Annotated in this window: 23 protein-coding genes and 3 pseudogenes; 14 read left to right on the forward strand and 12 right to left on the reverse strand. The window is 70.5% G+C overall.

Annotation, left to right across the window (positions count from 1 at the left end; genetic code table 11):
* The 5 genes and pseudogenes from BJF79_RS65280 to BJF79_RS05900 all read right to left on the reverse strand — a co-directional run.
* Nucleotides 1-196 (reverse strand): annotated as a pseudogene (locus BJF79_RS65280) (type VII secretion integral membrane protein EccD); the annotation flags it as partial.
* On the reverse strand, nucleotides 193-378 hold the full coding sequence (locus tag BJF79_RS65285) for an EsaB/YukD family protein (protein WP_316043280.1): 186 nt from the start codon (nucleotides 376-378) through the stop codon (nucleotides 193-195). The pseudogene BJF79_RS65280 and the gene BJF79_RS65285, both read right to left, overlap by 4 nt.
* A 19-nt stretch (nucleotides 379-397) precedes the next feature.
* A complete protein-coding gene (locus BJF79_RS58610; RefSeq protein WP_316043281.1) occupies nucleotides 398-697 on the reverse strand; it encodes a TNT domain-containing protein in 300 nt (99 codons plus the stop codon).
* Between the two features lie 682 nt (nucleotides 698-1,379).
* Nucleotides 1,380-1,682: a pore-forming ESAT-6 family protein gene (locus BJF79_RS05895; RefSeq protein ID WP_075895367.1), complete on the reverse strand. Its 303-nt coding sequence runs from the start codon at nucleotides 1,680-1,682 to the stop codon at nucleotides 1,380-1,382.
* A gap of 22 nt (nucleotides 1,683-1,704) precedes the next feature.
* A complete protein-coding gene (locus BJF79_RS05900) occupies nucleotides 1,705-2,034 on the reverse strand; it encodes a hypothetical protein (RefSeq protein WP_075895368.1) in 330 nt (109 codons plus the stop codon).
* 331 nt (nucleotides 2,035-2,365) lie between these two features.
* On the opposite strand from BJF79_RS05900, the gene BJF79_RS05905 reads away from it, so the two are divergent.
* Together BJF79_RS05905 and BJF79_RS55130 are read left to right on the forward strand one after the other, a co-directional pair.
* Nucleotides 2,366-2,683 carry a DUF6507 family protein gene (locus BJF79_RS05905; protein WP_075895382.1) on the forward strand — a complete coding sequence of 106 codons (318 nt, stop codon included), beginning with the start codon at nucleotides 2,366-2,368 and terminating at the stop codon, nucleotides 2,681-2,683.
* Entirely contained in the window at nucleotides 2,680-4,224 is a 1,545-nt protein-coding gene (locus tag BJF79_RS55130; RefSeq protein ID WP_075895369.1) for a hypothetical protein, read from the forward strand. Before BJF79_RS05905 ends, BJF79_RS55130 begins: the two co-directional genes overlap by 4 nt.
* On the opposite strand, the gene BJF79_RS58615 is transcribed toward BJF79_RS55130, so the two are convergent.
* On the reverse strand, nucleotides 4,221-4,517 hold the full coding sequence (locus tag BJF79_RS58615) for a hypothetical protein (RefSeq protein ID WP_262401591.1): 297 nt from the start codon (nucleotides 4,515-4,517) through the stop codon (nucleotides 4,221-4,223). The two genes, BJF79_RS55130 and BJF79_RS58615, sit on opposite strands and share 4 nt — an antisense overlap.
* A gap of 27 nt (nucleotides 4,518-4,544) precedes the next feature.
* Between BJF79_RS58615 and BJF79_RS58620 the strand changes: the two genes are divergently transcribed.
* From BJF79_RS58620 to eccCa, 6 genes and pseudogenes are all read left to right on the forward strand, one after another.
* Nucleotides 4,545-4,988, forward strand: a complete 444-nt coding sequence (locus BJF79_RS58620; protein WP_262401592.1) for a DNA/RNA non-specific endonuclease — start codon at nucleotides 4,545-4,547, stop codon at nucleotides 4,986-4,988.
* Nucleotides 4,989-5,000: 12 nt separating this feature from the next.
* Nucleotides 5,001-5,462: a hypothetical protein gene (locus tag BJF79_RS52825; RefSeq protein WP_143219730.1), complete on the forward strand. Its 462-nt coding sequence runs from the start codon at nucleotides 5,001-5,003 to the stop codon at nucleotides 5,460-5,462.
* 198 nt (nucleotides 5,463-5,660) lie between these two features.
* Nucleotides 5,661-6,317, forward strand: coding sequence for a hypothetical protein (locus BJF79_RS52830; RefSeq protein WP_143219731.1), 657 nt, complete (start codon nucleotides 5,661-5,663; stop codon nucleotides 6,315-6,317).
* 328 nt (nucleotides 6,318-6,645) lie between these two features.
* Nucleotides 6,646-7,023, forward strand: a complete 378-nt coding sequence (locus BJF79_RS05925) for a hypothetical protein (protein ID WP_143219732.1) — start codon at nucleotides 6,646-6,648, stop codon at nucleotides 7,021-7,023.
* Nucleotides 7,020-7,886 (forward strand): DUF6177 family protein, encoded by an 867-nt coding sequence (locus BJF79_RS05930; protein ID WP_075895373.1) that lies wholly within the window; start codon nucleotides 7,020-7,022, stop codon nucleotides 7,884-7,886. The genes BJF79_RS05925 and BJF79_RS05930 overlap by 4 nt, the downstream gene beginning before the upstream one ends.
* Nucleotides 7,883-11,834, forward strand: a pseudogene (gene eccCa / locus BJF79_RS05935) (type VII secretion protein EccCa). The gene BJF79_RS05930 and the pseudogene eccCa overlap by 4 nt, the downstream one beginning before the upstream one ends.
* Here eccCa and BJF79_RS05940 read toward each other — a convergent pair.
* The gene (locus BJF79_RS05940) at nucleotides 11,831-13,927 is read right to left on the reverse strand and encodes a SpoIIE family protein phosphatase (protein WP_075895374.1); all 2,097 of its coding nucleotides are present in this window, start codon (nucleotides 13,925-13,927) and stop codon (nucleotides 11,831-11,833) included. The pseudogene eccCa and the gene BJF79_RS05940 overlap by 4 nt on opposite strands.
* 251 nt (nucleotides 13,928-14,178) lie before the next feature.
* On the opposite strand from BJF79_RS05940, the gene panB reads away from it, so the two are divergent.
* The gene (gene panB / locus BJF79_RS05945; protein ID WP_075895375.1) at nucleotides 14,179-15,030 is read left to right on the forward strand and encodes a 3-methyl-2-oxobutanoate hydroxymethyltransferase; all 852 of its coding nucleotides are present in this window, start codon (nucleotides 14,179-14,181) and stop codon (nucleotides 15,028-15,030) included.
* Between the two features lie 104 nt (nucleotides 15,031-15,134).
* Here panB and BJF79_RS05950 read toward each other — a convergent pair whose 3' ends face one another.
* Entirely contained in the window at nucleotides 15,135-16,178 is a 1,044-nt protein-coding gene (locus tag BJF79_RS05950; RefSeq protein WP_075895376.1) for a potassium channel family protein, read from the reverse strand.
* A gap of 15 nt (nucleotides 16,179-16,193) precedes the next feature.
* The gene (npdG, locus tag BJF79_RS05955; RefSeq protein ID WP_075895377.1) at nucleotides 16,194-16,889 is read right to left on the reverse strand and encodes an NADPH-dependent F420 reductase; all 696 of its coding nucleotides are present in this window, start codon (nucleotides 16,887-16,889) and stop codon (nucleotides 16,194-16,196) included.
* A 122-nt stretch (nucleotides 16,890-17,011) separates the two neighbouring features.
* Here npdG and BJF79_RS05960 point away from each other — a divergent pair.
* Nucleotides 17,012-17,577: pseudogene (locus BJF79_RS05960) on the forward strand (hypothetical protein).
* Between the two features lie 240 nt (nucleotides 17,578-17,817).
* On the opposite strand, the gene BJF79_RS57030 reads toward BJF79_RS05960, so the two are convergent.
* The gene (locus BJF79_RS57030) at nucleotides 17,818-17,994 is read right to left on the reverse strand and encodes a hypothetical protein (protein ID WP_187356961.1); all 177 of its coding nucleotides are present in this window, start codon (nucleotides 17,992-17,994) and stop codon (nucleotides 17,818-17,820) included.
* 71 nt (nucleotides 17,995-18,065) lie between these two features.
* Between BJF79_RS57030 and map the strand changes: the two genes are divergently transcribed.
* The 4 genes from map (at nucleotide 18,066) to BJF79_RS05980 (ending at nucleotide 21,593) form a co-directional block, all read left to right on the forward strand.
* The gene (map, locus tag BJF79_RS05965; protein WP_075895378.1) at nucleotides 18,066-18,917 is read left to right on the forward strand and encodes a type I methionyl aminopeptidase; all 852 of its coding nucleotides are present in this window, start codon (nucleotides 18,066-18,068) and stop codon (nucleotides 18,915-18,917) included.
* Between the two features lie 73 nt (nucleotides 18,918-18,990).
* Nucleotides 18,991-19,680 carry a ComEA family DNA-binding protein gene (locus BJF79_RS05970; protein ID WP_075895379.1) on the forward strand — a complete coding sequence of 230 codons (690 nt, stop codon included), beginning with the start codon at nucleotides 18,991-18,993 and terminating at the stop codon, nucleotides 19,678-19,680.
* Between the two features lie 19 nt (nucleotides 19,681-19,699).
* The gene (locus BJF79_RS05975; protein WP_075895380.1) at nucleotides 19,700-20,704 is read left to right on the forward strand and encodes a DNA polymerase ligase N-terminal domain-containing protein; all 1,005 of its coding nucleotides are present in this window, start codon (nucleotides 19,700-19,702) and stop codon (nucleotides 20,702-20,704) included.
* A 160-nt stretch (nucleotides 20,705-20,864) separates the two neighbouring features.
* A complete protein-coding gene (locus BJF79_RS05980) occupies nucleotides 20,865-21,593 on the forward strand; it encodes a metal-dependent hydrolase (protein WP_187356962.1) in 729 nt (242 codons plus the stop codon).
* Here the strand turns inward: BJF79_RS05980 and BJF79_RS05985 are convergent.
* Both BJF79_RS05985 and BJF79_RS05990 read right to left on the reverse strand, forming a co-directional pair.
* Entirely contained in the window at nucleotides 21,590-22,096 is a 507-nt protein-coding gene (locus tag BJF79_RS05985; RefSeq protein WP_075895381.1) for a hypothetical protein, read from the reverse strand. The genes BJF79_RS05980 and BJF79_RS05985 overlap by 4 nt on opposite strands.
* A partial coding sequence (locus BJF79_RS05990; RefSeq protein ID WP_143219733.1) for a sensor histidine kinase occupies nucleotides 22,093-22,794 on the reverse strand: 702 nt, incomplete at its 5' end. The genes BJF79_RS05990 and BJF79_RS05985, both read right to left, overlap by 4 nt.

Below are 22,794 nucleotides of genomic sequence, written 5' to 3' on the forward strand. Positions count from 1 at the left end.
GCGCCGCCGCCAGCGCCATGATCGCCGCGGTCGCCGTCCACCGCACCGCGCCCGGCCCCCACCGCCACAGCCGTCCGTCGTGCGCGTCGCCGACGACCTCGGGCACCTCGTGGACGACCGGCGCGGGCAGCGGCTCGTCGCTGCGGACCAGCCGCAGCACCGCCCCGTCCGGGATCCGCCGGCCCTCCAGCGTCACCCCCGGATCCAGGACCTCGCCGGTCGACGTCGCCAGATGCCGCAGCCGCGGCGGGCTCTGCACCGGGTCGTCGAGCAGCTCAAGGCGTCCGGCAGCAGCGCCCCGATCGGCTCGCGCGCGGGGAGGACCATGTCGACCCGGCGGTGCTCGCCGACGAGCGTCACCCGGCTCCACGCGGACATAGGACCCTTTCCAATGCGGTCACCGGGGTACAGAGGCACCGGTGACGGGATCAAGGTAGCCGGTGCGGACCAACCACCGGATCGTGGGCAGCGCGGGCGGTCGGGCGAACAACCCGCCGTTCACGGTGAACCGCACTCCCCCGCCCCCCGACAGCGACGCGTCGACCTGGAACGACCGCGCGACCCGGTAGCGGTGGTAGTCCCGGGCGCCCGCGGGCAGCCCGCGCCGCCCGACCGGAATCCCGAACGGGGACAGCACCGAGCCGCTCTCGCGGCCGAACGCGTCGACGAGCGTCCCCACCGGCAGCCCATGGACCACGGCCGTCCGCCGCCGCCGCGATCGCCGCCCGCACCTCCGCGTCGAGGGCCGCGCCCTTCCGCACGCCGTCCCGTTCGGCGGCCGCGTCGAGTGCCCGCACGGGACGCTCGTCCGGGACGACCAGCTCCCCGTACAGCCAGCGGCACGCCTCGTCCTCGGTGGGGAACTCCGCCGCGATCCTCGCGCGGCCGAACTCCACGACGCCCCCGGAGAACCCGTCGGCGTCCCGCGCGATCACGTAGTGCGAACCCCCGCCGCCCGGCCGGTCGGGCAGGACGTACAGGCCCGGGGGCACCCCGGAGTCCGTGAGCGCCCGCCGCAGGAGCGCGAACGTCACCGCCCGTCCGACCCAGTCCGCGGGCACCGGCGCGGTGCCTTCGGGGGCGGCGACCTGCGACTCGGCGGCTTTCCGCTCCTGTTCTTGCAACCGCGACCGCAGGTAGGAGAACCCGACCGTCCCCGCGCACAGCACCGCCGCCACGCACAGCCCGGCGACGAGCTTCATCAGGTTCTCGTCGAACGTCCGGCGGGTCCGTTCGGGACCGAACAGCAGCGCGTGCCGGAGCCTGCGGCGCCGCACGGCGACCGACTCCAGCAACTGGGTGTCGTAGTCCCGCACGTCCCCCCTTTCCGCGCAGCGCAGGAGGGACGCGCCCACGGGCGCGTCCCTCCTCCGCCGCGGTCAGATCGCCTGAACCGCGGCGCTCGCCTTGTTCAGCGTCGTCCCGGCGATCTCGTCGTTGCGCTCCAGCGTCGCCTTGACCAGGCGGATGATCTCACGGGTCTCGTTGGCCGCGTTGTGCCACTTGACCTCTTTCGCCCGGTACTCCTCCGACACCCCGGTGGCCTCCCAGTCCGCCATCGCGGCGGCCACGTCGGTGTCGCGCGTGCCGATCAGCGCTTCCAGCCGGGCGACGATCGCGTGGATGTTGGTTTGCGCCTCGCCCGAGGCCCCGGTGTCGTAGCTGCGGCGTCCGTTCGTCATGCGGGCGTCCTCTCGTCGTGGGTCAGCGGAACTTGGCGCCGTCGAAGTTGGCCGCGGACTGCATCCGTCCGGCCTCGTCCGCCATCGAGCGGTCGCCGGAGGCGAACGCCTGCTCCATGCCGATCTGCCCGGTGTTGACCCGGTCGAGGCCGCCCTTGAGATCGGCGGCGATCTGGTCCGACCGCGCCTTGAAACCGTCGAACGCGGCTTTACCGGCGCCGTTGAACTTCCCCGCGAGCGGCTCCGCCGCCACGATCAGCTGCTTCGCCAGCGTCGCGAGCTCTTCGCCCCGGTCGCCGGTGTTGTTGGCCAGCGTGACCAGCGTCTGCTCGCCCTGATCCCATCGCCCCATGTCTCACCTGCCGCTCGAATCGCCGCGCGGACGACGATAGCCGGAACTTGATCTCCGTTCTATCGGACGGGTCAGACAAGTCACGGGTTCAGTCGACCCATGACCACATCCGGCAACCACCACCCCACACACCACATTAACCCCTAAAACCCCTCACGCTACCTGCACAAACTCACCCTGAACAACCAACCCAGGGCACATCCAAACAAGGAGCAACACGGTTAAATCGGCCCACAAACCCAACCTTTCGGACGCCCAAAACATCAAAAATAAGCATTTCGTCACCCTTGCCCCCTACCTTGACTCGCATCTCAAGATCACGGGGGTGCGCATGACCGCGTGGGACATCGACCCGCAAGGGGTTCAGGGCGTCATCAATCGCACCGGCGCGGCGTTCGCGCCGTTCGAGGAGCACGCCGGAACGTTCGCCATGGGATGCCGCGACGCGGGCACCGCATCGGGCAGTTCGCAGGTCGCGGAAGCCCTCAAGGGCTTCGTCGAACACCACAAACCCACCCTCATCGGCCTCAAGAACCGCACGGAGCGCACCCTCCAAGGCGCGGCCAAGGCCACCAACCACTACATCCGCGGCGACGAGGAGATGGCCGCTCAGGCCCAGGCCAAGGCCGCCCGGACGGACGACCGATGATCGTCCCCGACGACGTCCTGAGCATCATGTCCGGCGTCAACCCCGACGCCGTCGAGGCGGAAGCCCACGACCTGAAGAAGGCCGCAGGCGGGATCCGCGAGACCGGCTCGAACGTCCACTCCACCTGGCAGGGCCTGTCCGCCTTCTACGAAGCGCCCGAAGCCGCCGACCTCTTCGCGGCCACCGCGCCCGTCCGCGACGACTCCGCGTCCTTCGCCGGACAACTCGAAAAGGTCACCGGCGCGCTCACCACCTACGCCGCCGAGACCCGCGTCATCAAGCGCAAGCTGACCGACCTGTACATGCAGTCGGTCACCTTCGTGAACAAGACCTACGCCGAAGACGGTGACTGGCGCGAGAACGAAGACCTCGTCGACCAGAACAACTCTCTCCTCAGCTCGGTCAACACCCAGGCCCTCGCCTTCCAGAACGCCCAAGAAAAAGCCGCCAACAACATCTACGCCGCCTACGGCGGCAGCGCCCCGAAGCGCCTGATGTGCACCGACGACAAGCCCCCCTCGTGGGGCACCGCGGAAGAAGCCGAGAACCCCTGGTACGAGGACCTGTGGGACGGCGTCGCGTCCTTCTTCACGGGCTTCTTCGGCGACGGCTTCTGGGGCGACGCCTCGGGCATCTGGGACCTGGTCACCTCCCCCGAGAAGTGGCGTGAGTCCTTCGAGAATCTCATGATCCTCGGCAACCCCATCGTCTCCCTCGCCTACCCGAACCTTCGCAAGAAGTTCAGCGAAACCTGGAAGGGCTTCGGCAAGAGCTTCGTCGCCTGGGACCAGTGGAAGGACGACCCGGCCCGCGCCCTAGGCAACACCGCCTACAACATCGTCACCACGATCATCCCCATCGGCAAAGCGGGCAGCGCCGGAAAGCTGGCCAAGAGCACCCGCGCCGCGAGCAAAGTCGGCGAAGCCCTGGACCCCCTCTCCCTAACCCTCCGAGCCGGCGCCAAGCTCCCCAAGGTCTCCGACATAGCCGCCAAGCTCACCCACAAGTTCGGCGACCTCCCCACCAAACTAAAACTAGACCTGACCCGCACCAAAATAATTACTCCCCACGTAGACCCAGCCACAATCACGTGGGACCGCCCCCCGCCCACCCGCACACCAGAAGCCCCGACGCCCACAACCCCCAACACCTCCACCCCAACAAGAACCACACCCAACTCCCCCGCCGAAACACAAACCCCAGACCACCTCCCAGAATGGGTCCTCCGCGACCACCAGCAATCAGCCACCCAAACAGTCCAAACCTCCCACGAACGCACCCCCGACCATGCCCGCAGCCCCGCGCTCGTCGCACTCGTGATCCTGGCGTTGCCAACTCCGCCAACGGCCCTTCGAGCACTCCGCAGGCCACGCCGGGCAGTTCCGGTGTTCCCCACTCGAGCACAGGTGTTTCACAACAGGGCAACCTCGGCAGTGCGCTACGCAGCGCCAGTGGGACAGTGCCACCACACGGTGGAGGAAGTGGCCCTTCACAAGGCTCCGGTGGGGGCAACCCCGGACTCGAAGACAGACCGATCCTAAGAGATCACGATGATGCACCGCCGAAGGATCAGCGCTTCGGCTTCGGCGTCGACCTGGAGGCCAATAAGCGCTACGTCGTCGAAGACCAGGAGGGAAACTTTCGTGGCATCTTTATAACTGACGCCAACAAGAAGATCACAGATATCTACACCAAGCCTGGCAACAGGGGCGATGGCTGGAACCCCGAATTGCGCCGCCCCCGCCCCAATACCGTCTACCACCTTAACGACGACGACCTCAAATACCACACCGACGACCTCGCCAGAACGGTTCGCGTCGAGGCAGATCTTCATTACACGGGGTCCGACGACTTCTATCGCATGGAAGACGATCAACGCAAAGCCGGCCGAACCGGCAGAGAGGAGTACGAACAAATTAACCGGCAACGGGTGGCCGACTTCGTTACGCAACACGGACGCAAGCCGTTGCCTCACGAAATCCTGCTGTTCCAGGAAGTTAACTGGAACGGCGGTCATCTCGTCGGAACCGCAACAGACGGCCCGGGTGAAATAATCAACGTGGTCGCCATGCTAGAATCACTCAACCAGGCCCAGTCGGGCACCACTCCGGCTCAAAACTATCGCAAATTCGAAGATGCATTCATCGAATTACTCAAAACCAATGATCCGCCTCAAGTCAAGCTAGTTATTGAACTCGACTTTCCCGGCAATCAAGAAACGCCAGAAGTCATAGTGGTAACATATGTAATCGATAATAAATTTACCGGCTCCTACCGATACAATAACGTCCCTCCGTATAAATGAGTGAGCACAACAATGGATCAGTCCCGCGAAATGTCTCCCGAGCAGCAGCAAACAATCCTAGCCGAAGTCGGCAGGTCGGCCCTGGAGCTCGCTCCCCAGGAATGGGATGAAATCCGGTACACCGTCGCCGCCACGGCGCGCTTCTCAAAGTTCGATTTGGCCGCACTTCTACAAAATGGCGAATTGATTACATTGAAACCACCCATGGCAATGGGAACCATGATGCTCGAACTTCGAGCAGGAATGTACCGGGCAGGCCAAGGAACCTGGTTCACCGCCAACTACACTATTGTCCGCCCATCCAGATACAATGTCGACTTCGACTATGACAACGAACCTGACTTCAGTCCAGGAGCATTCGACTTCGAACCCGTACCCGAAACGTACGTTGAGGATCTCGAGTTTTTTCCTCGCAATGCAGAGAATATTCCCGACTGGCTACGCCAGAAGATCAACGAGGCGCAGGAATCTTAGGAATCGAACTATCCGGGAGCAGATAACCCTTGAAGGACGCGTCGAACGTCAGTGAAGTGACCAATGCGTTTTAGGCCCACTGATGGACACCGATACAGAGCCCTGCTCAGACTCCCCAGCAGCTCCCTTCAAAACCATCGCTATTGTGGCAACAGATGACGGCTCGTGATGCTGACACATATGGGAGGATGGTAGGCCATGCCAGAGTTTGATGAGACGCGTTCCCGACAACTTAATTGGCTGCACGAGGTCTCGACAGCACTAGGACAAGTGCACTCTGAACAACATCCCGAGGCCGCAATCCAAATGCACCCAATTCGTTTACTATTAGATTTTTACAAAGAACTTGCCAAATGGAATCCGAAGGATCCCGCAGAGGTTCAACTTTTGCGTGACCGTGTTCGCAGCGATGCCGTCATCCAGGAACTCTCCAATGAAATGGCGCGTAATTTTATAACCGGCTATATCAGCGAGACCGAAGACCTTGTCGACCGCGGGCGTCATGAAGGCTACCGAGCCGCGTGCGAGCACCGCTCCGCCATCCAGCTGCTTATCGATGATTTTGCCGAACACGAACCGCTGTCGAGCATTGATTCCACTTGGCTCACCGAGGTCGATGAAGAGTTGTCCGAGGTCGCAGAGGATGCTCCTCCGCTCCATCGCGGGGAAATCCCCTCCTGGGCACCGACTACTCACTGGTGGTGGTCGGCCCCGAAGCGAACAGGCATGAGCATGCGCGAGTACCGCGAGCGCGTCTTTGGCGGGTCCCTCGACGACGATGGCTCGACACCGGGGACAGCGGACTGGCTGCGCTGCGGTGACGAACGATGCTGGTGCGCCACCACACGAAGCTAAACGACGGCGACGAACATGGAGGTGCGATACTTGTGGCAAAGATTCAAGAAGATCGATCATCGGTCAATTGTTGACTGGCATGCTGTACTGGTGACATTTACTGTTTGTCCTTCTGCGTGAAATGACCAGCCGAAGTCTATGTCGGTGACTCTGAAGGATGGTCTCCGAACGGAAATGCAGCGGCCAAAACAAGGGACCTGATTCATCGCAAACTACACCCTAGTGCGACCATCTCATTGCAGCATCGACTTCAACTTTCATAGTAAATCGATTTTCTTTGAGCGTAAGAGCGCGGGGTTCGGTTGGTTTGGCGAGTTGAGGAGGGCTCTTGAGTCGGGATGTGGTTGCGCTTGTTCGGGATGAGCCTGATGTGACTGCTGTTGTCGCGGGGATGGTGGCTGCGGACGACGGGTTGCGGGTGCGGGGGCTTTACGACGGTGGGGCCGTGCAGTTGTGCGATGGGGACGGGCGGGCGGTGTTGACGGTGGAGACGCCCGTGTTCGTGCAGGTTCGGAGTGAGCTGACTCGCGTGCTGGGGCCAGAGGTCGCGGAGGTGGACGTGCCCGTGTGGTGGGTCGAGGCGCGTGGGGCGGAGAAGCGGGACGGGTCGGAGGTGCTGGCGCTCCGGTTCGCGGGCGAACTGGTGCGGAGGCTCGGCGGGGTCGTCTGGACCGGCGATCCCGAATATGTGAGGCGGGCGGTTTGACCACGGTCGATCTGCTGACCGAGCGGGTCGGCGTGGTGATGCAGAACCGGCCGGTCGTCTCGATGTCGTCCTGGATGGCCGAGGCGGTTCGGGTGTGTTCGGAAAGCGGTCGGGGGCTGCAGGTCGTCACGCCGCCGCACTCGCGGTTGACGTTGCCGCTGCGGCTGGCGTTGAACGGGCCCGAGTGCCGGTGGGTCGTGACCGATCCCGGCGGCGGGTTCTTCGACGGATCGTCCGGCGCCGTCCTCGATTGGGACGGGGAACGGTTCGTCGCGAACGGCGTGCAACGCGAGTCCGCGCGGACGGACGGTTCGTTCCTCGTCGTGAACGCGATCGTGCGGCACACGGCGTACGACGCGCTGACCCTGGGGGTGGCGGCGCAGACGTTGTGCGAGAGCCTCGGCGGTCCGCCGGTCGGGTGGGGCACGTCGGAACCGGCCGCGAACCCGTGGGACGTCGAGAGCCTGACGCGAGTGTGCAGGGATCGGGCGCCTCGCGGTACGTGGCTCGTGTTCGCGGCGGACGGGCCGGTCGTGGGGACGATGACCGTCACGCGCACCGACGGGGGCGTCCAGGAGAGCATCACGGTCGGGACGGCGAACGAGGCCGATCCCCGAAGCGCGGCGGAGCGGCTCGCGGCCGGGTTCTCCCTGGTGAGCGTGGTCGCACAGCGGGTCCCCGGACGAAACGACCTCACCGTCGCCCCCGAGAACTGCGGGCCACCGCTGCCCGTGGGGTTCGGGCTCGGGCCGGAGGTCGCCGTGGAGCTGGGCGAGCTGGGATGGTTCGACCTCGTCGAGGGGCCGGACGGGTGGGACGAGCTCGCCCGGATCGTGTCCCGGTACCGGGAGGGGGCCGCGTGACGACCCGGGTGGTGCATCGGCCGGCGCGGACGGTGCATCCGCCGTCCGGTGCGGCGGCGCGCGAGGTGGAGGCGCCGCCGACGCTGCCGGAGGCGGGCGGCGGCGGGCAGCTCATGGCGGTGCTGCCGATGGTCGGGATGATGGGTTCGCTGACCGTCATGACGGTGGTGCGGAACCCGGCGTTCATCGGGCTGGGCGCGGTGCTGCTGGTGGTGGCGCTGGCCGCGGGCGTGGGGCTGCTGCTGTCGCGGCGGGGGCAGGTGACGCGGCAGCGGCGGAACCATCGGGAGCGGTACCTGGAGTATCTGGAGGAGCTGCGGGAGCGGCTGGCGGCGGAGGAGCGGGACGCGCGCGCGGAGGCGCGGGTGCTGGACCCGCCGCCGGAGGCGCTGTACGACGTCGTCCGCGATCCGGCGCGGCTGTGGGAGCGGCGCAGGCGCAACCCCGACTTCCTGCGGGTGCGGGTCGGGACGGGGCTGGTGCAGGGGCGGCGGCTGGCCGTCGGCGAGGAGGGCACGGCGCTGGCGCCGACCGACCCGTTCATGCTGTCGGAGGCGAACGCGCTGGTCGAGCGGTTCCGTACCGCTCCGGACATGCCGCTGACGGTTCCGCTGGACGGTGCGGGCGACGTGAGCGTCGTGGGCGCGCGGGAGGACGTGCTGCGGCTGATGCGCGCGCTGCTGGTGCAGCTCACGGCGTTCCACGCGCCCGAGGACGTCGGGGTGGCGTACGGCGGGGCGCGGGCGGGCGAGTGGGAGTGGCTGAAGTGGCTGCCGCACGCGCTGGACCAGCGGCGGCGGGCGGGCGGCGCGGCGTTCCGGCTGGTGGCGCCGAGCCCGCTGCGGCTGGCGGCGCTGCTGGCGCACGATCTCAGGCGCGGACGGACGTCGCGGCGGAGCTGCGGCGGGGGCTGGGGCCGCGGGAGCCGGGGGTGTTCCGGCGGCTGGTGGTGGTGCACGACGTGCACGGGGACGTGGCGGTGGAGCTGGTGCGTCCGGACGAGGGGGTGCCGGTCGCGGACCTGGGCGTCACTGTGGTGCATCTGGTGGCGGAGCAGGCGCAGGAGCCGGGCGAGGTCGGGGTGCGGGTCCGGGTGGACGGCGACCGGGTGGAGGTGACCGATCTGCGCGGCGAGGTTCCGGTGCGGACGGCGGGGACGCTCGACGACGTGCCCGGCGGGATGGTCGAGGGGCTGGCGCGGATGCTGGCGCCGCTGCGGCTGTCGCGCGAGTCGGCGGAGGAGGCCGCGGCGCAGGGCGGGGAGGTCGATTTCCCGGCGCTGCTCGGCGTGCGCGACGTCGAGGACGCGGACGTCCCGGCGTTGTGGGCGCCGCGCGGGGAGCGGGCGTTCCTGCGGGTGCCGATCGGGGCGGACGAGGCCGGGGGCACGGTCGTCCTGGACCTGAAGGAGGCGGCGAGCCTCGGGATGGGGCCGCACGGGCTGTGCGTGGGCGCGACCGGGTCCGGGAAGAGCGAGCTGCTGCGGACGCTGGTGCTCGCGCTGGCGTGCACGCATCCGCCCGAGCAGGTCGCGATGGTGCTGGTCGACTACAAGGGCGGGGCGACGTTCGCGCCGTTCGGGACGCTGCCGCAGGTGGCGGGCGTGATCACGAACCTGGAGGACGACGCGGGGCTGGTCGAGCGGGTGCACGCGAGCCTGTCCGGGGAGGTGCAGCGGCGGCAGCGGGTGCTGAAGGACGCGGGCAACGTCGCGAACATCGGCGACTACCGGCATCTGCGGGAGTCGCGTCCGGAGCTGCCGCCGCTGCCGCACCTGCTGGTGATCATCGACGAGTTCGGGGAACTGCTGACGGCGCGGCCCGACTTCATCGAGCTGTTCCTGTCGATCGGGCGGATCGGCCGCAGCATCGGGGTGCATCTGCTGCTGGCGAGCCAGCGGATCGAGAGCGGGAAGCTGCGCGGGCTGGAGACGTACCTGTCGTACCGGATCGGGCTGCGGACGTTCTCGGAGGAGGAGAGCCGGACGGTCCTGGACACGCCCGACGCGTTCCGGCTGCCCGCGATGCCCGGGTTCGGGTACTTGAAGGTGGACACCAGCGTCTACACCCGGTTCAAGGGCGGGTACGTGTCGGGCCCGCACCGGGGGCCGGTCGTCGTGGACGAGGACGCGCCGGACGTCCCGTCCGTGCGGATCTACCCGGTGTGCACCCCGCCGGAGCCGGACGGGCCGCGGCCGGGCGACGCGGAACCGGCGCTGCCCGAGCGGACGGCGGGCCCGACGCTGCTGGACGTGCTGACCGGCGAGGTCGCGCGGCACGGCGAGCCGGTCCGGCGGATCTGGCTGCCGCCGCTGCCGACGCTCGCCTCGCTGGACGCGGTTTGCGGCGCGCCGGAGGCCGCCGCGGGCGGGCTGCGGCTGCCGGTGGAGCCCGCGCGGCTGCGCGTCCCGATCGGGCTGCTGGACGATCCGCGGCGGCAGTGGCAGGGGCTGTGGCGGCTGGACCTGACGGCGGCGGGCGGGCACGTCGCGGTCATCGGCGCCCCGCAGACCGGGAAGACGACGCTGCTGCGCACGCTGGTGCTGTCGCTGGCGCTGACCGCCGCCCCCGGCGAGGTCGCCGTGTACGGGCTGGACCTGGCGGGCGGCGGCCTGCACGCGCTGGACGGGCTGCCGAACGTGGGCGGCGTCGCGGCGCGCACCGACCGCGAGCGGGTGCGGCGGACGGTCGAGGAGGTCCACGCGATGCTGGGGCACCGCGAGGAGGTGTTCCGGCGGCGCGGCATCGACGGGGTCGAGCGGCTGCGGCGCCTGCACGCCGCCGGGGACGTCCCGGAGCTGGCGTGCGCGGACGTCGTGCTGGTCGTCGACGGGTTCGGCGCGGTCCGCGACGACTTCGAGGAACTCGACGACATGATCTCGACGTGCTGCGGCGCGGCGGCGGTTTCGGCGTGCACCTGGTCGCGGGGATGCTGCGGTGGAACGACGTGCGGATCGCGGCGCAGTCGACGTTCGGGCAGCGGGTCGAGCTGCGGCTGAACGACCCGGCCGACTCGACCGTGGACCGCAGGCTGGCCGCGACGATCACCGCGGCGTCCCCCGGCCGGGCGCTGACCGGCGACGGCCTGTTCGGGCATGTCGCGGTGCCCGCGCTCGGCGACGCCCCGGACCCGTCCGCGCTGGGCTCCGCGCTGGAGTCGGCGGTCCGGGCGGTGGCCGGGAGCTGGTCGGGCCCGGAGGCGCCGCCGGTGCGCGTCCTGCCGGACCGGGTGCCCGCGCGGGACCTGCCGGGCCCGGCGGACGCGCCGCGCGCCGTCCCGTTCGCCCTGGACGAGCGTTTCGCCGCGACGGACGTCGATCTGTTCGGCCGCGACCAGAACCTCCTCGTGCTGGGCGACGGCGGGTGCGGCAAGTCGAACCTGCTGCGGCTGCTGGCGCGCGGGCTGATGGACCGGCACTCCCCCGACGCGCTGGTGTTCGCCGTCATGGACCCGCGCCGCTCCCTGCAGGGCTTCGTCCCCGACCCCTACCTCGGCGGGTACGGGACGACGCCGCGCGTCTGCGCGGGCCTCGCGGCCGGGGTGGCGAAGGAACTCGAAGGGCGGATGCCCGACGACTCGTCGGCCGCCGGGAGCACCGGGCCGCGGATCGTCGTGCTCGTCGACGACTACGACCTGCTGACGACGGCCGGTCAGCAGCCGCTCGCGCCGTTCCTCCCGTTCGTCCCGAACGGCCGCGACATCGGCCTGCACTTCGTGGTGGCCCGCCGCGTGGCCGGTGCGTCCCGCGGGCTGTACGAGCCGCTCGTCCAGGCCGTCCGGGAGATCGGCACGGGCGCGCTCGTCATGTCGGGCGACCGCTCCGAAGGGCAGCTCTTCCCGCGCGTCCACGCCGAGGCGCGGCCGCCCGGACGGGGCCTGTGGCTGCCCCGCGGCGAAACGCCCCGGCTGGTCCAGACGGCCGAGTCCGGCGCGGGGCGACCGGGTTAACGGTGGTGGCTCTCGCCGGGCCAGTTCGAATCCTCGTCGACCGGGTCGGGGTCGATGCCGGGCACGATCTGCTCGCACCAGACGACCTTGCCCGCGGCGGTGCGGCGGCTGCCCCAGCGGTGCGCGAGCTGGCTGACGACGAGGAGGCCGCGGCCGTTCTCGTCGTCGTCCTCGGCGCGGCGGAGGCGGGGCAGCGCGGCGGACCGGTCGAGGACCTCGCACACCAGGGTGCGTTCGAGGAGCAGGCGCAGCTCGATGGGGCCGTGCGCGTACCGGTACGCGTTGGTGATCAGCTCGGAGATCAGCAGCTGGGTGGTGTACTCCAGCTCCTCCAGGCCCCATTCGGCGAGCCGGGTGCGGACGAGCCCGCGGGCGCGGCGCACGGCGGCGGGGTCGGCGGGCAGGGTCCAGGAGGCGCGGCGGTCCTCGGGGAGGCGGCGCAGCCGGGCGATCAGCACGGCGATGTCGTCGCGGTGCTGGTCGGCGTAGACGCCGGCGAGGGTGGCCTTCGCGAGGTCCTCCATGGGACGGTCCACCGAGTCGCGGCCGAAGATGCCGCGGAGCCGGGCGAGGCCGTCGTCGATGTCGCGGCCGCGGTTCTCGACGAGGCCGTCGGTGTAGATGACGAACAGGCTGCCGTCCTCGACGGTGAACTCGCGGCTCTCGATCGCGGCGCCCCCGGCGACGCCCAGCGGCGGCGCGGGCGGGACCTGCAGGTACTCGTTGTCGCCGCCGGGACCGGCGAGCAGCGGCGGCAGGTGCCCGGCGGACGCGATCTCGATGGTGCCCGTGGTGGCGTCGTACACCGCGTACACGCAGGTGGCGAAGTGCGGTTCCTGCTCGCCGAGCTCGATCATCAGCTCGTGCATGACGTGCAGGGCGTCCGCGGGCGGCAGTTCGAGGTTCGCGAGGGTGTGCAGGGCTGTGCGCAGCCGTCCCATGGTGACGGCGGCGCGGACGCCGTGCCCGGCGACGTCGCCGACGATCAGCGCGACGCGCGCGCCGGGCAGCGCGATCGACTCGTACCAGTCGCCGCCGACCTCGACGAGCTTGCTGCCGGGCAGGTAGCGGTGCCGGACCTCGACCGAGGACGGCGCCGACAGCCGGTTCGGCAGCAGGCTGCGCTGCAGGGCGAGCGCGGTGGCGCGCTCCCGGCTGTAGCGGCGGGCGTTCTCGATGACGATCGCGGCGCCCGCCGCGAACTCCATGCCGATCTCGACGTCGTAGCGGTCGAACTTGCGGAAGCCCGTGACGCGGGTGCAGGCGATGAAGCCGAGCAGGGTGTCGTTCGCGATCAGCGGCAGCAGCACCATGGACACGTCGGTGAGCAGCTCGCCCGCGGGGCCGCGCCGCCAGATCCGTCCGATGGCGTCGGCGGCGTCGGTGTCGATGTGGGGCCGGTGGACGGGACGCGCGGTGTCCATGACCTCGTGGTACGGGGTGCCCTCGGGGAAGACGAGGACCTCGCCGACCGGGAACGCCGACGTCCACGCGAGGTTGTCGTCGTCGGAGGTGACGGCGACGCGGCGCATCACGGCCGAACCGGACTCGCTGTGCACCTCGTCGGCGGCGACGAGGCTCTCCAGCACCAGCACCGAGGCGGCGTTGCAGTAGTGCGGGACGACGACGTCGACGATCTTGCGGGCGGACTGGTCGAGGTCGAGCGAGTCGGCGAACCTGGTGAGCGGATCGTCCAGCAGGGCGCGGCGCATGAGGGCCGGGTCCTGGTAGCGCTCGCTGGGCGGCAGCGCGACCTTCACGTACAGCAGCCCGGCCGGCGCGGTGCCGGCGTCGCCGCCGAGCATGGGCTGCGCGGTCACGACCGCCTGCACGGTGTCGCCGCGGCTCTGCACGGGCAGCACGCCGCGGCGTTCCTGCCCCGCGGCGATGGCCTCCAGCATGGACTCCAGCTCGGCCTTGCCCTCCTCCGCGACGAGGTCGCAGGCGGGGCGGCCGAGCAGCTCGCCCGGTTCCCTCCCGAGGACGGCGCGGACGTTGGGCCCGCACTGGACGATCTGCCGGGCGCCGTCGACGCCCAGGACGAGGGTCCGGGACGCCGAGTCGGGGCCGGGAACATCGCCTCGCGGCGCCATGACGGATCTCACTGACGCGCTCCAGACAGCCGGTCGTCTTAGCAGTATCCAGCGACAGTATGGGCCATGACACCGTTACGCGGGGAGAAGATCGCGCTTACCGTGCGGAAAACCGGACTCCGAACCACACTTTGCACCCATCTAGCCCCAATAGATTGTGGAATGTCGGGGCTACCCGAATCGTTGACGAAGTGGCACGATCGGTTCCGTCTGGGTACGCCACCGTGGCGCCTCAAGACCGGAGGTTTCGTATGTCTTCTTCTGTTGCACCCCCCGCACAGCCGACCGCACTGTACGGCGGTACGGGCGGACGGCGCGTCACCGTCCGCGACATCGCGGCGGCCAAGCAGCGGCACGAGAAGTGGCCGATGCTCACCGCGTACGACGCGCTCACGGCGCGGGTGTTCGACGAGGCCGGCATCCCCGTGCTGCTCGTGGGCGACTCCGCCGCCATGGTCGTCTACGGCTACGACTCGACGATCCCCGTGACGGTCGACGATCTCGTCCCGCTCACCGCCGCGGTCGTCCGCGGGTCCAAGCGGGCCATGGTCGTCGCCGACCTGCCGTTCGGCTCGTACCAGACGGGCGTGTCCGAGGCCCTCACCAGCGCGACCCGTTTCATGAAGGAGACCGGCGCCCACGCGATCAAGCTGGAGGGCGGCCGCCGCATCCTCCCGCAGGTCGAGTCGCTCGTCGCCGCCGGCATCCCGGTCATGGGCCACCTCGGCCTCACCCCCCAGTCGGTGAACGTCTTCGGCGGGTACCGGGTGCAGGGCCGCGGCGAGTCCGGCGAGGAACTCGTCGCCGATGCCAAGGCCCTCGAAGCGGCGGGCGCGTTCTCGGTCGTGCTCGAATGCGTCCCCGAGGACCTCGCCGCGCGCGTCACCGCGTCGCTGTCCATCCCGACGATCGGCATCGGCGCGGGCAACGGCACCGACGCGCAGGTCCTGGTATGGCAGGACATGGCGGGCCTCACCCCCCACACCGCCAAGTTCGTCAAGAAGTTCGCGGACGTGAACGGCGTCCTCGCCGACGCGGCCCGCGCGTACGCCGACGAGGTCGTCGGCGGCAGCTACCCGGCCGCCGAGCACTCGTACAAGTAGCCCGTCCGTCCGGGTCGCCCTCGACGGCCCCCGCACGGCGCGTTCCCCGCGAACGCACCGCGCGGGGGCTTCGTCGTCCGCGGGCCGCCCGTCCCGTGCCGTCGTCAGACCTGGCCGGACGGCTTCTCCCGGTGGATCGAACGCGCCACGATGAGCCGATCGCCCGGCTGCAGGATCTCGCAGCCGGGGTGGTCGAACGGCAGCCTGCGTCCGTCCCGCACCACCGCCAGCGTCGGTTGGGCGACCGCCGAGAGGTTCCGGCCGATCTCGTCCGCCGCGACCGGACGCTCGACCAGGTCGAGGCCGCTGCCCTGGTCGAGGAGGTCCTCCAGGACGTGGCCGACGTTGGAGTCCCGGGTGGAGACGCCGAGCAGCCGTCCGGCGGCCTCCGACGACGTGACCACGTGGTCGGCGCCGCTCTGCCGCAGCAGCGGGACGTTCTCGGACTCGCGCACCGACGCCTGGATGCCGGCCCGCGGGTTGAGCTGCCGCGCCGTCAGCGTGATCAGCACCGCGGTGTCGTCCCGCGCGGTCGCCACGACGATCTCCCGGGCCTGCGGGACGCCCGCCTGCGCGAGGACGGAACTGCGGGTGGCGTCCCCCACGACCCCGACCAGGCCCGCCTCCGCCGCCTCGGCGACGACGCGCGGATCGGGGTCGACCACGACGATCGAGTCGTGGGGCACGCCCGTGGTCAGCAGGGTCTCGATGGCGCTGCGGCCCTTCGTCCCGTAACCGGTCACCACGATGTGGTCGCGCACGCGGGCCCTCCAGCGTGACTTGCGCCAGTCGTCGCGGGTGCGTTCCGCGAGCACCTCGAGGGTCGTGCCGACGAGGACGATCAGGAACAGGACCCGAACGGGCGTGACGAACAGGATGTTGACGATCCGGGCGGAGTCGCTCACCGGCGTGATGTCGCCGTAGCCGGTCGTGGAGACGGACACGGTGGCGTAGTAGAACGCGTCCAGCAGCGAGACGTCGTCGTCCGCCGAGTCCCGGTAGCCGTCGCGCCCCAGGTAGACGGCGGCAACGACGGCCAGCACCGCGAGCGAGGCGAGCCCGACGCGCCGTCCGACGGCGTGCAGCGGGCCCTTGCGCACCCGCGGCAGCAGCACGAGCGGCCGCCGCACCGCCTCCCGTTCGTTCACGACCGCGTCCCGGAGTTACACGTCGGTGATGCGCAGGCCCGCGTGGGCCTTGTAACGGCGGTTCATGGAGATCAGGTTGGCGGTGAACGCCTCGATCTGCCCCGCGTTGTGGAGGCGGCCGCCGTACACGCCGCGCATGCCGGGGATCCGGCCGGCGAGGGCCTGCACCAGGTCCGTCGCCTCGCGGTCGTTGCCGAGCACGAGGACGTCCAGCTCCATCTCGTCCACGGCGGGGTCGAGCAGCAGCTTGGCCGACACGTGGTGGAACGCGGCGACGACACGGCTGTCGGGCAGGACGGCCGCGGCCTGTTCGGCGGCGCTGCCCTCCTCGACCGGGAGCGCGAAGGCGCCCTTGGCCTTCTCGAAGCCCAGCGGGTTCACGCAGTCCACGACGATCTTCCCGGCGAGTTCGTTCCGCAGCGACTCCAGCGTGGCCTTGTGGCCGTCCCACGGGACGGCGACGATCACGACGTCGGACCGCCCGGCCGCCACCGGGTTCTCCGCGCCCGACACCGGCAGGCCGGACCCGAGGTCGTCGGCGGCCTCCTGGGCGCGCTCGGCCTTGCGGGACCCGATGGTCACCCGGTGCCCGGCGAGCGCGAACCGGCGGGCCAGGCCCTTGCCCTGGTCTCCGGTGCCGCCCAGGATTCCGATCGTGAGGCCGCTCGCGTCCGGCAGGTCGTGGGGATTCTTCCGCTGCTGATCACTCATGCCGCCGAGTCTGCCAGGCGGGTCCCGGGCCGCCGCGTCCCGGCCTACCCGATCGGGGGAAACGGGATCGCGGACGGCGCCCGGTGCGGCACCATGGAGCCGTGGACGCCGAGCAGATCTCGATGTTGCGCGAGGTGCTGTCCGTCACGGGCTGGCTGGACCGGACGAGCGAGTTCGGCCGCGCGCTGCGCGGCACGTCGCGCACCCCGGGCGGGCTGCTGCTGGTCGGGACGCCCGGGGACGACCCGTGGCATCTGGCGGCGCACCTGGACGACGAGAGCCGCCTCGGCGGCGCCCCCGGCCTGGCCCCGACGCTGGTCCGCTGGTCGCCGCCGCCGGGCGCGCCCGCCCACCTGGGCATCGGGATGGACCGCCTGGAGGCGGCCCGCCGCGGCGAGACGGTCTTCGTCGTCGCCGAGGAGGACGCGCCCGTCCCGCTGCTGGAACGCGTGGACGACGCGCGCCGCACCGGCGCGACCGTCCTGGCCCTCGAAGGCGGCGACCGGGAACTCCGCGGCCTCGCCCACGAGGCGCTGACCGTCCCGCCGCAGGAGACGCTGCTGTCGTTCGACGGCGCCCAGCACCTGGTCAGCGCCGCCGCCGGCGAGGAACGCGCGCACGAACGCCCCGGCCTGCGCCGCGCCGCGCCCGCCTCCTGGAAACCGTGACCGGCCCCACCCTCGATTGAGCACGCCCGTAGCGCAGCGGAGGGTGTGCTCAATCGAGGGTCCCGCCCGGGGGGTGTGGGGGTCCACCCCCACAATGACCAGACTGAGCACGCCCGCAGCGCAGCGGAGGCCGTGCCCAGCCGAGGGCCCCGCCCGGGGGGCCACCCCGAATGCACGCCCGGTCGGCGGCGTCCCCTCAGAGGGGACATCGCGGCCGGAAATCGGCGTGAGCCCCGGCCGACGGTCGGGCCCTTCCCGGGTCAGTCCTCGTTCTGGCGGCGCCAGGCCTCGTTGCGCTCGCGCGCGAGGGCGAGGGCGTTCGCCGCGGCGCCTTCGGAGTCGTAGGGGCCCATGCGGTCCTTGTTGGGGCAGCCCTCCCCATGTTCGACCTTCATGTGCTTGAGGCAGAACCACCAGTCGCCGTCAGTGCCTTTCATGGGCGCTCCTCTCGACGTCACCGGAAGGCACGGGATTCGTGCCCCGGTTGCGCTGACTACACTCCTTTACCATGACGACGCAGCTTCTCCGACCCGGCAATGTCTCTCCCCTGCGCAAGGTTCCCGCGCACATTCCCCGGCCGGAGTACGTCGGCAAGAAGCGGCCCAAGACGGGCGAGCCGGACGTCAAGTCGCCCGAGATCATCGAGAAGATGCGGGTCGCGGGCAAGATCGCGGGACAGGCGCTGGAGGAGGTCGGCAAGCAGGTCCGCCCGGGCATCACCACGGACGAACTCGACCGGATCGGGCACGAGTTCATGCTCGACCACGGCGCGTACCCGTCCACGCTGGGGTACCGGGGGTTCCCGAAGTCGCTGTGCACCTCGATCAACGAGGTGATCTGCCACGGCATCCCGGACGACACGGTGCTGCGGGACGGCGACATCATCAACGTCGACATCACGGCGTTCATCGACGGCGTGCACGGCGACACGGACGCGACGTACCTGTGCGGGGACGTGCCGGAGGAGTCGGCGCTGCTGGTGGAGCGCACCCGGGAGGCGATGATGCGGGGCATCCGCGCCGCGAAGCCGGGACGTGCGCTGAACGTGATCGGGCGGGTGATCGAGTCGTACGCGAAGCGGTTCGGGTACGGGGTGGTGCGCGACTTCACCGGGCACGGGATCGGCACGACGTTCCACTCGGGGCTGGTCGTCCCGCACTACGACGACCCGAAGGCGACGACGCTGATCGAGCCGGGCATGACGTTCACGATCGAGCCGATGCTCACGCTCGGCAGCTTCGACTACGACATGTGGGACGACGGCTGGACGGTCGTGACGAAGGACCGCAAGCGGACGGCCCAGTTCGAGCACACGATCCTCATCACCGAGGGCGGGAACGAAATCCTCACCCTGCCGTGAGGGTCGGTCCGTCGGGCGCGCCCATCGCCTAGAGTCGAGTCGACGCCTGCCACACCCGGCCGGGAGACTCTTGATGAACGAGCCAGCGCCGTACGAGTCGAGGGTTCCCTCCGACAGCATGCCGCCGGGACGGGCGGCGCTGAGCGTGACGTGGGCGGCGCTGCCGTTCCTGTCGCTCGGTTACGCGACCCCGTTCACGTTCGCGGCGGCGGCGCTGTGGCGCCGAAACGTGCATCTGCTCGTGTCGTCGGGCGTGTACATCGGTGTCTTCGCGCTGATGCTGTACCTGATTCCGGGTCTCGCGGACGACGACGGGACGCAGCGGACGGTGGGTCTGCTGATGTTCGTGCTGGCGGTCGTGGGGTGCGGGCACGCGTTCGTGATCCGGCGGCGGGTGTTCGATCCGCACGGGCTGTCGGGCGTCGACAACGAGGCCGTGGTGGAGCGGGTGAAGCGGCGGCGGCTGCTGCGGGAGAAGGCGCGCGAGCTGGCCGCGTCCGACCCGGGACTGGCGAAGGAGCTGCGGATCGGGCGTCCGGACCTGCCGCGCCAGTACAACGACGGGGGCCTGGTCGACGTCAACCACGCGCCGGCGAAGGCGCTGACGCTGCTGCCGGGGATCACGCCGGAGCTGGCGGGGAAGATCGAGCGGGTTCGGGCGGAGACGGGCGGGTTCATGTCCGCGGAGGAGCTGTCGGCGGTCGCGGGGCTGCCGCCCGATCTGACCGGCGATCTGGTGGACTACGCCGTCTTCATCCGCTGACGCCGGGTATGCCGGTGGCGTGAGCCCCAAGAAGAAGGACGACCGGCTCGCCGAGTACCGGGGCAGGCGCGACGCCGGGCGCACGCCCGAGCCGGTTCCCGGCGAGGGTCCGCTGCCGCGCGGGGACGACGACACGTTCGTCGTGCAGGAGCATCACGCGAGCAGCCTGCACTGGGACCTGCGGTTCGAGCGGGACGGGGTGCTGGTGTCGTGGGCGGTGCCGAAGGGCCTGCCGTGGAGTCCCGGGACGAACCATCTCGCGGTGCACACCGAGGACCATCCGCTGGAGTACGCGACGTTCGAGGGCGAGATCCCGAAGGACGAGTACGGCGGCGGCAAGGTGATCGTCTGGGATCGCGGGACGTACGAGACGGAGAAGTGGGACGACCGCGAGGTCAAGGTCGTGATGCACGGCTCGCGCGCGTCCGGCCGGTACGTGCTGTTCCGGACGCGCGGCGACGACTGGATGATCCACCGGATGGACCCGCCCGCCGATCCGGACGCCGAGCCGCTGCCGGAGTCGCTGCCGCCGATGCGTCCGGTGCGGCGCACCCGCCTCCCCCGCGACCGGGACGGCTGGGCGTTCGAGTTCGCGTGGGGCGGGCGGCGGCTGCTGGCGTACGTCGAGGGCGGCCGGGCGCGGTTCACCGACGGGCGGGGACGGTCCGTGGACGGTCCGGCCCGCGCGGGCACCCGGCTGGGCGCGGAGCTGGGCGCCCGCCGGGCGGTGCTGGACGGGGAGCTGGCCGTGGTGGAGGGCCGCGAGACGTACCTGATCTACGACGTGCCGCACCTCGACGGGCGTCCGCTGCTGGACGTCCCGTACCGGGAGCGCCGGGAACGGCTCGACGCGCTGGAGCTGTCGGGCGGGCTGTGGCAGACGGCGCCGTGGTTCCCCGGGGACGGGGACGCGGTGCGGGACGCGGCGGCGGAGCAGGGCCTTCCGGGGGTTCTCGCCAAGCGGCTCGACTCGCCGTACCGGCCGGGCGAGGAGTCGGACGCGTGGCGGTTCGTCCCCGTCTGACGCTCCGGCCACCCCTCTCTCTCCCCCCCGGGGAACCGCCGTTCGATTCCCCGCATCAAACGGACGTAGCCGCCACTTCGGCGCGTCGCCGCCGAAAACGATCAAGAGCGGGCTAGAGTCCGCCCGGAACGGCGGACGCGGGGAAGGCGGGGAACGGCTCATGATGGGCAGGACGCACGCCCTGAGCGGCGCGCTGGCGTGGCTCGCGGTCGTCCCGGTGATCGGCCGGGAGGAGTGGATCGGCGACTACGCGGTGTCGCTGTCGGTCGAGCAGGTCGCCGCCGGGGCGGTGGTCTGCGCGGGCGCGGCGCTGCTGCCCGACATCGACCACCACAACGGGCGCATCGCGAACACCTTCGGGCCGATCACGAAGGACATGTGCAAGTGGATCGGCAAGATCTCGGGCGGGCACCGGCAGGCGACCCACTCGCTGCTGTTCGCGATCGGCATGGGCATCGCGATGGACCTGCTCGCCACCCACTTCGTGTACGTCTGGTGGGCCTGCCTGTTCATGATCGTCGGCCTGGGGCTGCGCGGCATCGGCCTCGACTTCGAGGGCAAGGAGCCGCAGTCGGCGCTGGCCGATTGCGCGCTCGCCGCCATCGCCGTCTGGCTGATGCACGACCTGGACATGAGCTTCGTCGGGTTCGCCGTCGGGCTCGGCTGCTTCGCGCACGTCGTCGGCGACTGCCTGACCCCGCGCGGCTGCCCGGTGCTGTGGCCGGTCCCGTGGCGGACGGCCGTCCCGGTGATCCCCCGCACCGACGGGAAGGTCGAGCGCTGGGTCGTCATGCCCGTCCTCAGCGTGGGCATCGCGATCCTCGCCGTCCGCTCGATCATCGGGGACGCCGCGGTCAACTGGATGACGGCCGGAAAGGGCGGCGGCTAGCCGATCAGGTCGGCGAACTCGTCGCAGCCGTGCATGGTGGCCCCTTCCCCCTGCACCTCCTGGATCGCGGCGCCGTGGTAGCCGGGGACGGCCGCCGCCGTGCAGACGATCTGGGCGGTCGCCGTCCGGGACAGGGACCGCTCCGGCGGCTTCATGGAGATCATCACGTAGGTGTGGACGGACACGCCGGGGTCGACGATCGAGGGCCCCGGGCCGCCGTCGAGCGGGCCCGGGACCTCGGTGCGCAGGCCCCGTCGCCATTCCGACGCGGTCGGCCGCACGGCCAGTTGCGCGATGCCCAGGAAGGGGCGGCCGGGAAGCCCGGGGCGCGTGACGGCGGTGAGTCCGCCGTCCTTCACCAGGTAGAGCGTGATCCGCTCGGCCTGCGCGCCGGCGCGGGGCGTGTTCCCGGCGGGGGTGATGCCGGTCGGGCGGACCCCGCAGCCCCCGGCGGCGAGGACGATGCCCAGCACGGCCATCGGCACGGTGATGGAGCGCTTCACGTGGCCTCCTCGTCCGGCACGGCGGGCAGCCACAGGGTGAACACCGCTCCCCCGCGGGTCCCGTCGGACGCCGTCAGTGTTCCGCCGTGCAGCACGGCGTTCTCTCTCGCGATCGACAGGCCGAGCCCGCTGCCCTCGCTGGCGGCGCGGGCGGCGTCCGCCTTGACGAACCGGTCGAAGATCGCGTCGCGCAGGCCGTCCGGGAGGCCGGGGCCATGGTCGGTGACGGTGACCTCGACGCCCGCCCGTCCGTCCCGGTCCGCCGGGCCGAATCGCACCGTGACCGGCGGGCGGCCGTGCTTGACGGCGTTCCCGACGAGGTTGGCGAGGACGACGTCGAACCGGCGGGGGTCGAGCCGGACGCACAGGTCGGCGGCGCCGGTGACGGCGACGGCGTTCGTCCAGCCGCGCGCGTCGAGCGTCGCGGCGACGGCCTCGGCCGCGTTCACGTCGTCGAGGACGAGCGCGGCGGCGCCCGCGTCGAACCGGCTGATCTCGATGAGGTGCCCGACGAGCCGGTTCAGCCGCCGGATCTCGGCCGCGACGAGCTCCGCCGCCCGTCCGTCTCCGGACGCGGCGTCCTCCGCCAGCACGTCCGCCAGCGCGACCATCGACGTCAGCGGGGTGCGCAGCTCGTGCGACACGTCGGCGACGAACCGGCGGGACGCCGCGTCCTTCGCGCGCAGTTCGGTGACCGT

This window comes from Actinomadura sp. CNU-125, assembly GCF_001942465.1.
Classification (GTDB): Bacteria; Actinomycetota; Actinomycetes; order Streptosporangiales; family Streptosporangiaceae; genus Spirillospora.

Bases quoted from the DNA above. Each gene is read 5' to 3' on its own strand.
- BJF79_RS65285 (WP_316043280.1), bottom strand. From the start codon at position 378: ATGTCCGCGTGGAGCCGGGTGACGCTCGTCGGCGAGCACCGCCGGGTC.
- BJF79_RS05940 (WP_075895374.1), bottom strand. From the start codon at position 13,927: ATGGCGCCGCGAGGCGATGTTCCCGGCCCCGACTCGGCGTCCCGGACC.
- npdG (WP_075895377.1), bottom strand. From the start codon at position 16,889: ATGAGTGATCAGCAGCGGAAGAATCCCCACGACCTGCCGGACGCGAGC.
- BJF79_RS05895 (WP_075895367.1), bottom strand. From the start codon at position 1,682: ATGACGAACGGACGCCGCAGCTACGACACCGGGGCCTCGGGCGAGGCG.
- BJF79_RS05900 (WP_075895368.1), bottom strand. From the start codon at position 2,034: ATGGGGCGATGGGATCAGGGCGAGCAGACGCTGGTCACGCTGGCCAAC.
- BJF79_RS58620 (WP_262401592.1), top strand. From the start codon at position 4,545: ATGGAAGACGATCAACGCAAAGCCGGCCGAACCGGCAGAGAGGAGTAC.
- BJF79_RS57030 (WP_187356961.1), bottom strand. From the start codon at position 17,994: ATGAAAGGCACTGACGGCGACTGGTGGTTCTGCCTCAAGCACATGAAG.
- map (WP_075895378.1), top strand. From the start codon at position 18,066: ATGACGACGCAGCTTCTCCGACCCGGCAATGTCTCTCCCCTGCGCAAG.
- BJF79_RS52830 (WP_143219731.1), top strand. From the start codon at position 5,661: ATGCCAGAGTTTGATGAGACGCGTTCCCGACAACTTAATTGGCTGCAC.
- BJF79_RS05905 (WP_075895382.1), top strand. From the start codon at position 2,366: ATGACCGCGTGGGACATCGACCCGCAAGGGGTTCAGGGCGTCATCAAT.
- BJF79_RS58615 (WP_262401591.1), bottom strand. From the start codon at position 4,517: ATGAAGATCTGCCTCGACGCGAACCGTTCTGGCGAGGTCGTCGGTGTG.
- BJF79_RS52825 (WP_143219730.1), top strand. From the start codon at position 5,001: ATGGATCAGTCCCGCGAAATGTCTCCCGAGCAGCAGCAAACAATCCTA.
- panB (WP_075895375.1), top strand. From the start codon at position 14,179: ATGTCTTCTTCTGTTGCACCCCCCGCACAGCCGACCGCACTGTACGGC.
- BJF79_RS55130 (WP_075895369.1), top strand. From the start codon at position 2,680: ATGATCGTCCCCGACGACGTCCTGAGCATCATGTCCGGCGTCAACCCC.
- BJF79_RS05970 (WP_075895379.1), top strand. From the start codon at position 18,991: ATGAACGAGCCAGCGCCGTACGAGTCGAGGGTTCCCTCCGACAGCATG.
- BJF79_RS05980 (WP_187356962.1), top strand. From the start codon at position 20,865: ATGATGGGCAGGACGCACGCCCTGAGCGGCGCGCTGGCGTGGCTCGCG.